This window comes from Brevibacterium sp. BDJS002 (assembly GCF_028201555.1).
GTDB classification, from domain to species: Bacteria; Actinomycetota; Actinomycetes; order Actinomycetales; family Brevibacteriaceae; genus Brevibacterium; species Brevibacterium aurantiacum.
In genome coordinates this window covers 3,413,640-3,426,330 of sequence record NZ_CP116392.1, presented here as the reverse complement: position 1 = coordinate 3,426,330, position 12,691 = coordinate 3,413,640, and the positions used below count along the sequence as shown (strand labels likewise).

At 64.3% G+C, this 12,691-nt stretch carries 11 protein-coding genes and 1 pseudogene; 7 read left to right on the top strand and 5 right to left on the bottom strand.

The window, feature by feature from the left end:
* Positions 1-86: 86 nt before the first annotated feature.
* Complete coding sequence (locus tag PGC08_RS15895; protein WP_271708866.1) at positions 87-1,190, bottom strand: YeiH family protein; 1,104 nt, start codon at positions 1,188-1,190, stop codon at positions 87-89.
* 86 nt (positions 1,191-1,276) lie between these two features.
* Here PGC08_RS15895 and PGC08_RS15890 point away from each other — a divergent pair, with 86 nt between their 5' ends.
* The 5 genes from PGC08_RS15890 to PGC08_RS15870 all read left to right on the top strand — a co-directional run bounded on the left by PGC08_RS15890 (position 1,277) and on the right by PGC08_RS15870 (position 6,724).
* Entirely contained in the window at positions 1,277-2,194 is a 918-nt protein-coding gene (locus PGC08_RS15890) for a LysR family transcriptional regulator (RefSeq protein WP_271708865.1), read from the top strand.
* Positions 2,195-2,237: 43 nt separating this feature from the next.
* On the top strand, positions 2,238-3,395 hold the full coding sequence (locus tag PGC08_RS15885; RefSeq protein ID WP_271708864.1) for a trans-sulfuration enzyme family protein: 1,158 nt from the start codon (positions 2,238-2,240) through the stop codon (positions 3,393-3,395).
* On the top strand, positions 3,395-3,964 hold the full coding sequence (locus PGC08_RS15880; protein ID WP_271708863.1) for a GNAT family N-acetyltransferase: 570 nt from the start codon (positions 3,395-3,397) through the stop codon (positions 3,962-3,964). The genes PGC08_RS15885 and PGC08_RS15880 overlap by 1 nt, the downstream gene beginning before the upstream one ends.
* A gap of 156 nt (positions 3,965-4,120) precedes the next feature.
* Positions 4,121-4,879: an enoyl-CoA hydratase gene (locus tag PGC08_RS15875; protein WP_096157523.1), complete on the top strand. Its 759-nt coding sequence runs from the start codon at positions 4,121-4,123 to the stop codon at positions 4,877-4,879.
* 213 nt (positions 4,880-5,092) lie between these two features.
* Complete coding sequence (locus PGC08_RS15870) at positions 5,093-6,724, top strand: long-chain-fatty-acid--CoA ligase (protein ID WP_271708862.1); 1,632 nt, start codon at positions 5,093-5,095, stop codon at positions 6,722-6,724.
* 138 nt (positions 6,725-6,862) lie between these two features.
* On the opposite strand, the gene PGC08_RS15865 is transcribed toward PGC08_RS15870, so the two are convergent.
* From PGC08_RS15865 to PGC08_RS19460, 3 genes and pseudogenes are all read right to left on the bottom strand, one after another.
* A complete protein-coding gene (locus tag PGC08_RS15865) occupies positions 6,863-7,816 on the bottom strand; it encodes a hypothetical protein (RefSeq protein ID WP_125188224.1) in 954 nt (317 codons plus the stop codon).
* Between the two features lie 445 nt (positions 7,817-8,261).
* Positions 8,262-9,410 (bottom strand): FAD-dependent monooxygenase, encoded by a 1,149-nt coding sequence (locus PGC08_RS15860; protein ID WP_333937928.1) that lies wholly within the window; start codon positions 9,408-9,410, stop codon positions 8,262-8,264.
* A 154-nt stretch (positions 9,411-9,564) separates the two neighbouring features.
* Positions 9,565-9,819 (bottom strand): annotated as a pseudogene (locus PGC08_RS19460) (FAD-dependent monooxygenase); the annotation flags it as partial.
* Between the two features lie 134 nt (positions 9,820-9,953).
* Between PGC08_RS19460 and PGC08_RS15855 the strand changes: the two are divergent.
* Positions 9,954-10,736, top strand: a complete 783-nt coding sequence (locus tag PGC08_RS15855; RefSeq protein ID WP_009881937.1) for an IclR family transcriptional regulator — start codon at positions 9,954-9,956, stop codon at positions 10,734-10,736.
* Positions 10,737-10,839: 103 nt separating this feature from the next.
* On the opposite strand, the gene PGC08_RS15850 is transcribed toward PGC08_RS15855, so the two are convergent.
* Positions 10,840-11,628 (bottom strand): hypothetical protein, encoded by a 789-nt coding sequence (locus PGC08_RS15850; protein ID WP_271708861.1) that lies wholly within the window; start codon positions 11,626-11,628, stop codon positions 10,840-10,842.
* A gap of 172 nt (positions 11,629-11,800) precedes the next feature.
* On the opposite strand from PGC08_RS15850, the gene PGC08_RS15845 reads away from it, so the two are divergent.
* A complete protein-coding gene (locus tag PGC08_RS15845) occupies positions 11,801-12,682 on the top strand; it encodes a 3-hydroxyacyl-CoA dehydrogenase NAD-binding domain-containing protein (protein WP_271708860.1) in 882 nt (293 codons plus the stop codon).
* Positions 12,683-12,691 lie beyond the last annotated feature (9 nt).

Here is a 12,691-nt window from a genome sequence, read left to right as displayed (position 1 = left end):
CTCCCGATCCGACTTCTGCACATCGTATCGAGATCGGGCTGTCGGCAGGGCAGGCTTCCAGCATGTGTGCTCAGGTCAGTGCTCGCTCAGGTCAGCAGGAGGGCTCCGCCAAGTCCGATCACGGCAACGATGAGAGTCGTCGTCGCGGCCAGCCCGATGGGACCGGCGCCGAGGTTGCGCAGCGAACGCCATTGGACGCCGCGACCAAGGGCGAACATGGCCATGGCCAGGCACACGGTCTGCAGCCAGCCCAGACCGGAGACTGCGAACTCGGGCAACAGGCCGAAGGTGCGCAGGCCCGCCATGAGAAGGAACCCCACGACGAAGAGCGGCACGATGGGCGGACGTTTCGTCGCTGGCGCCGGTGGCTTCCCACCCGAAACTGACTCCCCGGAGGAAGACTGGGCAGTCGACGCTGACTCAGCCGTTGACGAGGACTGCGGGGCCACCTCGGCGGGAGACGTCACCGAGGTCTGAGCCCGGCACTCCCGGCGGCGCATCACCATGCTGAGGACGGCGACGGTCGGGGCGAGCATGATGACGCGGGAGAGCTTGACGAGGACGGCGACCTGCAGGGCGGCGGGGCCGATGATGCTGCCGATCGCGACGACCTGGGCGACCTCGTGCGTCGAGGCCCCACCCCACATTCCGGCGGTGTCCGGGGCCAGCCCGAAGGCGATGCTCAGCGACGGGATCACGGCGATCATCAGCGTGCCGAAGAGGACCACAAGGCCGATCGCCGCTGCCACGTCCTCCTTCTTCGCCTTCAGCGTTGACTCGACACCGGCGACAGCGGCGGCACCGCAGATGCCGAACCCGCACCCGATGAGCAGCGCCAGATTCGACTCGACACGGAACGGACGTGCCAGGAGCAGTCCGGAGACGATGCCGACGCCGACGACCACGGCGGCGAGGACGAGAACCAGCCAACCGAGTTCGAGGATGTCACCGAGAACCACCTGCGCGCCGAGGGCCACGATGCCCAGACGCAGGAGAGGCTTGGCTGCGAAGTCGAGGCCGGGTCGGAAGGTCGGCGGCAGCTCGGGGAAGACGTTGCCCACGACGATCCCCAGGACGATGGCGATGAGGAGCGGGGAGAGGACGGGTGCCAGCAGGGAGATGGGCCACGCGATCGCGGTGGCGGCTGCGGCAACCCCCAGGCCGGGGAGGAGACGGACAATGTGCTTCATGGAATCAGTCTGTCAAGCAGGCGCGGGAAGCGGTAGCCGCTAAAAGTCGAACAACCCATATCGGGATGATATGGCATAATCGGGCCATGCAGGATCTCAGCAGGATGCAGGATTGGCCCGAGTTGCCGGCTCTGGGGCTGCTGGTGACGCTGAGCGCGAGCGCTCAATCCATCGGGCAGGCCGCCGAGGCGATGGGACTTGCCCAGCCGAATGCCTCGCGCAGTCTGCGCAACCTCGAGCGGGATCTCAAGGTGCCGCTGCTGCGGCGCTCGCCTCGAGGGACTCAGCTCACGGCCGAAGGCCACGCGGTTGCGCAATGGGCTTCGAAGGTCATCGACGCCTATGCCGATCTCAATGCGGGCACCCGCGCCATCCAGGATGCCCGGGCCGGCACCGTGCGCGTGTCCGCCTCCCTGACCGTGGCCGAATACCTGCTACCGCGTTATCTGACGACGTTCACCTCGACGCATCCCGACATCGATGTGGGCCTGGCCGTCGAGAACTCCTCGGCAGTCATCGCGGCCGTGCGCGAGCAGCGCTGCGACCTCGGGCTCATCGAATCCGTGTCCCTGCCGGAGGGCTTTCCCGCCGAGGTGGTCGGTCATGATCGCCTCATGATCGCCTCCGCACCCACCTTCGCCGAGGCTTGGACCCACCCGATCAGCGCCGAGGAGTTGGCGACGGTGCCGCTTCTGGTCAGAGAGGTCGGTTCGGGAACGCGGGAGGTCCTCGACGCCGCGTTGGCACAGTTCGGAGGGGCGGGCGTGGCGGGGGAGTACGGGTCGAACTCGGCGCTGAAGATCGCCGCGGCCACCGGACTCGCGCCGGTCGTTCTCTCGGAGCTGGCCCTGCGCGATGACTTCAGCGCTCGCCGCCTGGTGCCGCTGCCTGTCGAGTCGGGAGTCGCCCTCGACCGCGAACTGCACGCGGTGTGGTCGCCCGGACGTCGGCTTTCAGCCGGAGCCACAGCACTGCTGGAGCACATGGTCAACGTGCACGACTGAGACATCGATGCACCGCCGTTTGCGCTCGGCATATATTGGGAAAATGACCACACGAGATTCCTCCCACGCGCCAGAGACCGTCGTCGTCGAAGCGGGTCGTCCGCAACGCTCGAACGGGTCCTCGGTCAACCCTCCCATCGAACTGTCCTCGACCTTCGTCGGCAGCGGCGAGATCGATCATTCCGACTATGTCTACGGTCGGTTCTCGACTCCGGCGTGGACTCCGTTCGAAGAGGCGCTGGCTGAACTCGAACATGCCGAACTGCCTGGACTGGTCTTCGGCTCGGGACTGGCCGCGATCGCCGCGGCACTCAGCCTGGTCCCTCGTGAGGGCACTCTGATCATGCCCCGGCACTGCTACCAGGGGTCCCTGGAATCCGCGGCTGAGGTCGCCGAACGCAGCGGATTCACCCTCACCACCGTCGACATAGCCGACACAGAAGCCGTCGTCAGCGCACTCGATGACGTGAGCGCCACCTCGGCGGTGCTGTGGATCGAATCTCCGACGAACCCGATGCTCGAAGTCGCGGACACCCCCGGGCTCATCTCCGCCGCACGCGAACGCGGCATCCTCACCGTCGTCGACAACACCTTCGCAACCCCACTCCTGCAGACGCCACTGGATCTGGGCGCCGACGTCGTCGTCCACTCCGTCACCAAATACCTCGCCGGTCACTCGGACGTCGTACTCGGTGCTGCCCTGACCAGCAGGGAAGATCTGCACAAGCGGCTGCACAGCGAACGCTCACTGCGAGGAGCGATCGCCGGACCCTTCGAAGTCTGGTTGGCGCTGCGCGGCCTGCGGACACTGTCGGTGCGCATGGAACGAGCCCAGGCCAATGCCGCGCTGATCGCCGAACGCCTGAGCACGCACTCCAACGTCGTCGAGACCCGCTACCCGGGGCTGCCCACCGACCCCGGCCACAAGCGTGCGGCAGCCCAGCTCTCGGGATTCGGTGCGGTCGTCGCCTTCTGCACGGAGACCGCGGAACAGGCCACAGCCGTCGCCGAGGCGGTCCGGGTATGGACTCCGGCCACGTCCCTGGGTGGGGTGGAATCCCTCATCGAACGTCGCCGGCGCAATACCTCGGAACCGGAGTCGGTCCCCGACGGGCTGCTGCGTCTGAGCGTGGGCATCGAGCATGCCGAGGATCTGTGGGCCGATCTCGACGCGGCTATCAAGGCCGCTCACAGCGCCTGATGGCTGAGCCGTTCGTACTTGACCGTCCGGGTCTTGAGGACCTGGATGAGATCTTCGAGATCTACAGCGACCCCCGCGTGTGGACGCACTTTCCCAGCGGCAGGATGATCAAGCGGGAAGAGGCCGAGGCCTACCTGCTGACGCGCATCGCTGATTGGGAGATCGACGGGCTCGGATCATGGATCGTCCGCGAATCCGAGGGCGGCCCGGTGCTGGGAATGTGCGGCTGCGGTGTCAGGCGCATGCCCTTGGTCGATGAATGGAACCCGGATCGGATTGAGGCCTATTGGAACTTGGGCTACCGCTTCCGTCCCGAGGTCCAGGGTCGCGGCTATGCCAGCGAGATCTCTCGTCTGGCCATCGCTCGAGCCCAAGAGGTCAAGCCCGAACTGCCGGTCATCGCCTACCTGCTCGAACACAATGAGGCCTCCCGAAAGGTGGCCGAGAAAGTCGGCCTGAGCCTGCAGTATCGCGCTCCAGATGCCGGCAACCCCGATCCGCAGGCCATGCGCCTGGTCTTCGCTGACCGCACCCTGACCGGGACGCAGCTGGCGGCCGCCCTGCTCTGAGCGGGAGACGGTTGGCCTGAGTGTGAGACGGCTGGGTTGAACGAGGCGCTTCAGCGGCTGCGTGCGCCCGGTGAGACGTGTGACCCAGATCAACTTATCGTGCGTTAAGGTTGGGGTGAAACATCAGTCACCCAGCGCCAACTATGAGGAGTCGCTTTGACCTCGAGTGTTCTCACCGATCTGCAAGACGGGGTCGTGACCATCACGATCAATCGCCCCGAAAGCCTCAACGCGCTGACCAGGGAGGCCATCGAAGCGGTCGGGGAATCCGTCGCCGAGGCGGCTTCCACGGCCCGTGCGCTCATTCTCACCGGCAATGATCGCTCCTTCAGCTCGGGAGCCGATCTGCAGGGCTCGGTGCAGAACGGGGGCCTCGGCCTTGACCGGGCCAATGAGATCATCCGGTCGATCATCGACCTGCCGATTCCGACCATCGCCGCGGTCTCCGGGCCGGCCGCCGGCATCGGCTGCTCTCTGGCTCTGGCCTGTGACTACACCGTGATGAGCGAAGAGTCCTACCTGATGCTGGCCTTCACCAAGATCGGCCTCATGCCCGACGGCGGAGCAACGGCACTCGTCGCAGCCTCGGCGGGGCGGCATCGAGCCATGAAGATGGCGCTGACGGCACAGAAGGTCTGGGCGAAGGAGGCTGCGGATTGGGGCCTGGCGAGCCTGGTCACGCCGGCGGGCGAGCACCTGAACCGGGCGCAGGAGATTGCGGCGCAATGGGCGCAGGGTGCACCTCTGGCCTTCGCTGCTTCGAAGGAAGCCATCAATACCGCGACGCTGACCGAGCTCGACGATGCATTCGATCGGGAACTCAAGGGGCAGACGGACTTGCGAGCCAGCAAGGACTTCGCCGAAGGCGTTGCAGCGTTCATGGAAAAGCGCGGCCCGAACTTCACCGGCGAATAACCGATGGCCGGTGAGCGCACGGCCCACCCTCACCTCGGCGCCCACGTGTTTCTAATTGGTAACGTTGCGGCAAAAGTTGTGAGCGGCATCACTTGCCGGGATAGTCTGACGATGAAAATAGTCCGGATATCTGCAAACCCCCTCTGATACAGCAACACGAACACATCCCAGCACGAATACACCCAGCACGACCATCATGACCAAAGGAGTCTCATGCTTACAGGCATTCCATCCACCCTCGGTGACAGCTACCAGCTCAACACCACAAGTCTGATCCGCCATGCCGCGACGGTCTTCGGCGAATCAGAGGTTGTCTACCGCCGGTCCGATGGCTCCTGGGGTCGATCGAACTATGCCGACGAGTACAAGCGGATGGCTCAGTTGGCACACGGGCTCGACGAACTCGGTGTGGGCGCGGGCTCCATGGTCGGCGTCATCGACTGGAACTCCCGTCGTCACCTCGAGCTCTACTTCTCGGTTCCCGGCGTGGCCGCGACCATGCTCCAGCTCAATCTGCGCCTGGCACCTGAAGACCTCGCCTACGTCGTCAGCCACTCGAAGTCCGACTGGATCTTCGTCGACGAGTCCCTCCTCCACGTTGCCGAGGCACTTGCCCCGAAACTCGACGTCAAGGGCTGGGTCGTCATGACCGACAAGCCGGCATCCGAGATCGAGACGAGCCTGAACAACGTCGTCTTCTACGAAGACCTCATCGCCGACAAGCCCGACACCTACGACTGGCCCGTCGTTGACGAGAAGACCGCTGCCTACGCCGGATACACGACCGGAACCACAGGCCGGCCTAAAGGCGTCTACTACTCCCACCGCTCGATCTACCTGCACACAATGGGCGGACTGGCAGCACTGCAGGCGACCTTCGATGACTGCGTCATGCCCATCACTCCGATGTTCCACGTGCTGTCCTGGGGCTTCCCGCAGAACGCGGTCGCAGCCGGCGCCAAACTCGTGCTGCCCGGCAAGTTCGCCGCCGAGGAGTTCGGCGCCATCGGTCAGGCCTTCATCGAGGAGAAGGTGACGCTGGCCAACGGTGCGCCCGCGATCTTCACCCCGATGCTGGCGATGATGAAGAGCATGCCGACCCCGCCGGACCTCACCGGAGTCCGTCTGGTCTCCGGTTCTTCGGAGCCGCCGCTGTCGATGATGCGCGGCTTCAAGGAGGTCACCGGCGCCGAGGTGATCCACGGCTACGGTGCCACCGAGACCACACCGCTGGCGACGACGAACTGGCGCATCAAGTCCGGCATGAACCTCAGCGACGAAGAGAAGTGGGACCTCAAGCGCTACCAGGGCCTGCCGATTATCGGCGTCGAGGTCAAGATCGTCGACCCCACCGGTGAGGAGATGCCTCGCGACGGCAAGTCGGTCGGCGAGATCGTCATGCGCGGTCCCTGGATCACCGAGTCCTACTACCAGCTGCCCGACAACGCAGACCGTTTCCTCGACGGCTGGTGGCGCTCGGGTGACGTCGGCGTCATCGATGCCCACGGTTACCTCAAGATCACTGACCGTCTCAAGGATGTCATCAAGTCCGGTGGTGAGTGGATCTCCTCGATCGATATGGAGAACACGATCCTGGACAACCCGAACGTCAAGGAAGCCGCAGTCATCGGCGTTCCCGACGAGAAGTGGGATGAGCGCCCGATCGCGTATGTCGTGGCCAATGACGGCGCCGAGGTGACTCGAGAGACCATCATCGAAACGCTCAGTGAGCGCTTCGCCAAGTGGCAGATGCCCGATGAGGTCTATGTCGTGGACGAGATGCCTCGCACCTCGGTGGGCAAGCTCGACAAGAAGCTGCTGCGCAAGAACTGGGAAGAGAAGTAAGAATCAAGTCCAGAAGTTGGGCTTAAGCCCGCGCGGCCTGGCTCGAGCTGGCTGCGAGATCGAAACAACGCTGGAGCGCCGAGGCGGCTGTGCACGCACAGTGGCCACGGCGCTCCAGCGTTGTCTCGCCGGGATCTCCTATGAGTCATTGATCGCTGAGTCGATGGCCCACTTGATCTGGGCGAAGATGTTTGGCCGGAAGAGGTCGCCAAACGTCAGGTTGAACACCTTGAATCCTGCATTGACGAGGTTCATATTGCGTTGGTGATTCTCACGGGCGGCGGCATTGGGGCCATTCGGATGCATGTAGTACTTGCCCACCCCATGAACTTCGACGATGACCTGCGCCGTTTCGTGTCGAAAGTCATTCCTGCCGATGAAGTTGCCTGTCGGCGAATAGGTATTGACCTGGGGCGTCATTCCAGTGACACCGTGGCGACGGAATTTGACCGCGCAGAATGCCTCCGCATTGGACTCGTAGGCTGCATTGGACAAGGTCAGCGCCAATTGAGCGCGCTTGAGACCCCGTGATCCTGCGGCGAAGTGGAGCTTGATCATCTCTCTGGTTGCGCGGCCCTCCCGCATTGCCTCCGATATCAGCGGAACCGATACCTCGAGCGAATGGTCATGCGCGATGTCCGCAAGCGTTCTGGGCAGACTAGTCACGGGGTAGCTGAGGCTGCGGTCGACATCTTCGCCGGCGATTGTGCGGTCATAGAGAGTCAGGTCCGGGTAACTGCGAGAGTATGCGCTCCTTGAGACCTCGACCTTTTTCGTCCCTGCGACAACAGGATCGAGTCCATGGATCAGTGCGGCGGAAATATGTGAGAAGACATCGCTCGGTAGCACCGAGTCTCTCCGTGATGCGATGCGAATCCGCAGCTCCTCGACCTCGTCCCTGATGTCGCCGTGGAACTGCGGAAACGTGATTCCGGGTTCGTGTGCCAGTGCCCGGATGAGTTCAAAGTGCGAGTGGGTGCAGTCCGCCATGATGATGTATTTGCCGCGGCGTACTCTGCGCAAGCAGCATTTCAGAGCCGCAGCGAGATCGGCGCGAGGCATATCGAGTTCGGCGAGGTCGCTTCTCGTCACGATCCGAAACATGCGACTATTATGCAATCATATGAATCCAAACGCAATCAAACTACATCAAAGCACATAAATGGAGAATGGGTGACACGGCTGGATGCTGTGAGATGAGCCCTGAGCCCTGAGCCCTGAGCCCTGAGTGCTGAAGGTGGAGTACTGGACACTTTGGCTGACGCAGCTTTTGAGAGTAACTGCCCGTGTGGAAGCGCTGCTGTCAGGCGACGGAGGTTGGTGTCCTGTCCAGCCTCACTTTTGCGGGCCAGCAGTTCGTCCGCGGCAACGGTGGAGCGTCGAGACCACTTGGTGTGCACGGTGGCTTCGGCGCTCCAGCGTTGTCTCGACAGATGAAGGATATGGGAGACCTCGGCCCAGGTTCTAGCCAGGTTCTGTCCTGCTCGAACGCTGAGCGGCTGTCGTCAGTGGTTGCCCTCGGCTGCCGCTGATCGGGTCAGGCCGAGGGCACCATGATCCCGGAGAAGAAGTCGACGAGCTCGGCATGGGCATCGAGCGGCAGCACCTGGGCAACATACTGATCCGGGCGGACGATGACCAGGGCACCCGCACTGCGGTCGATGCCGCGGACGTCGAAGATGTCCGGACCTGTCCGCAGGTCCGCGCAGAACATCTTCTCGTAGTCGATGAGGCCGAAGCGTCCCTTGCGCGGCAGCAGGAACTGCGGCATCGCATCGACAGACAATTCGCGATGGCCCTGTTGGAAGATCGCGCGGACGTCGAAGACCGCGTCGGGGTCTGCCCCGGCAGGCGTGTAGCGGCGAACCGGGGACTCGGGTGACTCGGCGAGGAAGTCGCAGAGTCGGCGGATCGCCGAATTCGTCGAGGCCGGATCTGCGTCGTCGGCGAAGGCATAGAGTCGCCAGCGACCATCGGCCTGCGCCTGATGCCCGATTTCGAGGGGCTTGGCGTCGGCGAGGCGGATGGTGGGGGCCGAATGGAAGCGCTCGCCGATCGGGAAGCCAGTGGCCAGGTGCTCGTGGGTGTCATCACCGGTGATCAGGTTCGGCGGATAGTCGGTGGCGAAGCCGGCGGTGAAGCGTCCACTCGCGGTGAAGATCTCCTGCCGCTCGGCAGCGCTCATGCCACCCGCTTCGGGATCATTTGGATCGGCTGGCTTCGCGGCCATGGCCTCTGACCAGGTGAGATCGAAGTCGATGAGCTCCTGGGCAATGGCCTGACGCTCCTGGGCGTAGGTGCCGAGGAGCGTGCTCGGGCTGCGGCCCTGCAGCACTGCGGCGAGCTTCCATCCCAGGTTGAACCCGTCCTGCATGGACACGTTCATCCCCTGGCCGGCCTTCGCCGAATGGGTGTGGCAGGCATCGCCGGCGATGAACACATGCGGTGAACGGGTGCCGCGCTCCGCCTCGGCGACGTCATCGAAACGGTCAGCGATGCGCTGGCCCACCTCGTAGACCGACCACCAGGCGATGTCCTTGACCTCGAGCGAGTAGGGATGGAAGATCCGCTGCGCGGCTTCGATGATCATGTCCGAGGTGAACCGACTGCGGGCACCGGAGTCGTTGGGATCGAGATCGCCGAGGTCGACGTAGAGGCGGACCATGTAGCCGCCCTCGCGCGGGATGAGCAGAACGCTGCCGCCGGACGCGGACTGGATCGCCGACGTCGTCCATGCGCCCGGTGCGAGTGATCTGTGTCGGGTCAGACTCTGCCGGACCCCAGAAGGTCGTTTCGTTGACCCAATAGGCTTCGCGCACGAGGCGTTCGGCCAGGCCGAACGCGCCGAACATCTCTACCGTCCGGCAGGCGACCCCGTCGGCATGACCCAGCTCGAGTGGTCCCTCACGGCGTTCGATGACGCGAGTGGTGATGTCGGGGAACTCGGCCAGCTGTGCGGCGAGAACGGTTCCGGCCGGCCCCGAGCCGACGACGAGGACATCGACTTCCTCGGGGAGCTCAGGTGACTGTGCCGGGGTGCTCGGCGAAGCCTTCTCCGGGTCGCCGGGCTGGAATCCATTGAGGTATAACTGCATGATGCTCCTGTCGTCTGCAGAATCGTCATCGATCAGTGACGTGTCTGCTTCCACTGTGGTCGCCGTCACCATCAAGGAGCAAAAAGATTCTGCTATGTGGAAAAGCTGCCGTGGTGGGGCATTACGATGAGGGAATGGAACGTCGTGTGGTGGCCCAGGCGCCGGCTCATCTGCTCGGCTCGGTCGACAACGCGCTGCGTCTGCTGCAGACGCTGCGAGACACAGGGGCCGTCTCGATCACCGATGCCGCAGCCGATCTGCAGGTCAGTCCCTCGACCGCGCATCGACTGCTGAGCATGCTCGTCTACCGTGGCTTCGCCGTCCAAGACGAGTCGCGTATCTATCACCCTGGGCCGGGGATCGTGGCCAATGTCGAGGCCCAATCGGCCCATCGCAGTCTGCTGCAGATTCTGCGCCCGCATCTCGACTCGCTGTCAGAGACGACGGGAGAGACCTGCAATCTCCTGGTCCGCGTCGGCACCACAACGCGCTTCCTGGCCAGTGCTGAGGGCTCCGATCGATTGCGGATCGGCAGCAGAGCAGGGGAGATCCTGCCTGCGCGCCTGACCTCGGGTGGGCAGGTGCTGCTGGCCGACCTCTCGCCGCAGGTTCTTGCCGGTCTCTACACCTCGAACGCAGCCCGCACCTCGGGTGAATTCCTCGACGCCGAGGCGTTCGCTCGCTTTCGCCGCCAGCTCGACCACATTCGCAAGGTGGGCTCGGCGCTCAACCGGGAACGCACCGAACGTGGAGTCTCCGCTCTGGGGATGCCGGTGCGGGGACCCGAAGGTCCGATGGTGGCCGCGATCAGTGTGTCGGTTCCCAGTCCACGGGATGAGGCCCTCGGCTCGGAGAGAATCCGATCGGCGTTGAGTTCTGCCTGCCAAGCAGGAGCCGCCGACCTTGCGGGTGGTTGATTCGAAGCCAGAAAGTGATGCCGCCGGCTTCAGGGGTGGTGGAGCAGGTACGTTCCGCCCTTGAGGCAGGTGTCGAGGACCCAGCCGTCGGCGACCAGTGCGGTCAGCGAGTCACGCAGTGCCGTCCGCCACCGTGAGGCGAGATCGGCATCGTGGCCGCGCAGCGCCTCGATGTCGGAGGGAAAGTCGAGGGAGACCAGACTGGCCTCCTTGGGCACCTCGGCGACCAGCGGTTCACCGTTGTCGTCACTGCGCAGACATTCGAAGGCATCGTCCGCCTCGGCGAGGGTGGCCCGGGCGGCTTGTCGAGCGGCCAGGAGACGACCATACGGTCACTGGCCTGACCAGCGTTGACGCCGTCGCGCATCTGTCCGTAGAAGTCCTCGAGGTATTCGACCATTCCGACGCCCAGGCGCTGGAAGTTGAAGTAGGCGTTGCGTGCCACCAGCGGGTCGAAGGTCCAGGTCATCTCCGTGATGCCGAGGTTGAGGCACCACAGGCGCTGGTGCAGCTTCATCGCCGACCCAGCTCCGCGACCGATGACCTGATGGCGCACGCCGGCGATGTGAGAGTGCATGACCGTGCCCAGGGGCTGTCCGAAGAAGCCGATCGTCACTCCGATCATCTCATCGGGTTCGTCGAGGCTGTAGGCGGCCGAGACGTAGTTGCCCGCGTGGGCGAAGGCGACGATGAGTCCGGGTTCGAGCACATTGGTGCCCGTCTCGTCGACGCTCCACACCTCGTCGAGCAGAAGGGCGGCTTCGGCGGCCTCGGCGGCGGTGTGGATCTCCCGCACCTCGATCCGCGCTGACTCGGCCGCGGCCGCGTACTCATCCTCGGCCAGGGCGATGATCTCCGAGTCCACTGTGGTCAATCCTTCTCGCGGTGTCATGGTGACATTGTGCCACCGAACCGAGCGTCTGGACGTGGCCGAACGTGGATATCTGGAGCATCAGTGCTGGTGTCGGCGTGCGGCATCGAGGAGCGATCGGCAGGTATAGCCTTAAGAATATGAGCTTCTGCGTTGCTGTCATCGGGGCCGGGACGATCGGCCGTTCATTCGCTTGGCTGTTCGCCCGATCGGCTACCCGGTCCAGGTCTTCGACCCCAGACCCGACCTTGCCGAGGTGGTCACCGAGCTGCAGGCCGAGGTCAGTGCCGATGCTGCCGCCCACGACATGCTCGCCTCCGAGCTTGGAACCATCAGCCTCGCCGAGTCCGTCGAGACCGCCGTGGCCGGAGCCTCCTTCGTGCAGGAGTCAGGGCCCGAGGATCCGCAGGCCAAGCCGAAGCTGTTCGCCCAGATCGCTGCGGCGGCCCCGAAGGATGCCATCTTCGCGACCTCGTCGTCGACCATCCCCGCTTCATTGATCGCACGGCATCTGCCGCCGGAAGTCGCGGCCCGCGTCATCGTCGGACACCCGTTCAACCCACCTCACCTGATGCCCCTGGTAGAGGTGGTTCCGGCTCCGGCGACGAGTTCGGACACCGTTGAGCGCGCCCTCGAGTTCTACCGCAGCTGCGGACGTGAACCCGTGGCGCTCAATCGTGAAGTCCGCGGCTTCGTCGGCAACCGCCTGCAGAACGCATTGATGAAGGAAGCGATCTCACTGGTCGAAAACGGCGTCATCTCGGCACCCGACCTCGATTCGGTGATGAAGAATTCCCTGGGCCTGCGATGGTCCGCGGTGGGCCAGTTCGAGGCGATGCACCTCGGCGGGGGAGACAAAGGCATCCGCGGTTTCATGGACCACATCGGGACCTCGTTCGCTGAGATCGGCGAGCTTCCCCTCGATCTCAGCGAGGCGGGAATGGCCGATGTCTATGCTCAGGTGGAGCAGGCCTACGGTCAGACGCCGAGCCGAGCGGGTGCCCAGACTCGGGACCGTGCCCAGCAGGCTGTGCTCGAGGCGCGCAGGCAGCGTGACAGGCACACCCCGCAGTGAAGCCGGACC

What these genes read in the sequence shown, in the direction of transcription:
- PGC08_RS15895 (WP_271708866.1), bottom strand. Translation starts at nt 1,190, where the DNA reads ATGAAGCACATTGTCCGTCTCCTCCCCGGCCTGGGGGTTGCCGCAGCC.
- PGC08_RS15890 (WP_271708865.1), top strand. Translation starts at nt 1,277, where the DNA reads ATGCAGGATCTCAGCAGGATGCAGGATTGGCCCGAGTTGCCGGCTCTG.
- PGC08_RS15885 (WP_271708864.1), top strand. Translation starts at nt 2,238, where the DNA reads ATGACCACACGAGATTCCTCCCACGCGCCAGAGACCGTCGTCGTCGAA.
- PGC08_RS15880 (WP_271708863.1), top strand. Translation starts at nt 3,395, where the DNA reads ATGGCTGAGCCGTTCGTACTTGACCGTCCGGGTCTTGAGGACCTGGAT.
- PGC08_RS15870 (WP_271708862.1), top strand. Translation starts at nt 5,093, where the DNA reads ATGCTTACAGGCATTCCATCCACCCTCGGTGACAGCTACCAGCTCAAC.
- PGC08_RS15855 (WP_009881937.1), top strand. Translation starts at nt 9,954, where the DNA reads ATGGAACGTCGTGTGGTGGCCCAGGCGCCGGCTCATCTGCTCGGCTCG.
- PGC08_RS15850 (WP_271708861.1), bottom strand. Translation starts at nt 11,628, where the DNA reads ATGACACCGCGAGAAGGATTGACCACAGTGGACTCGGAGATCATCGCC.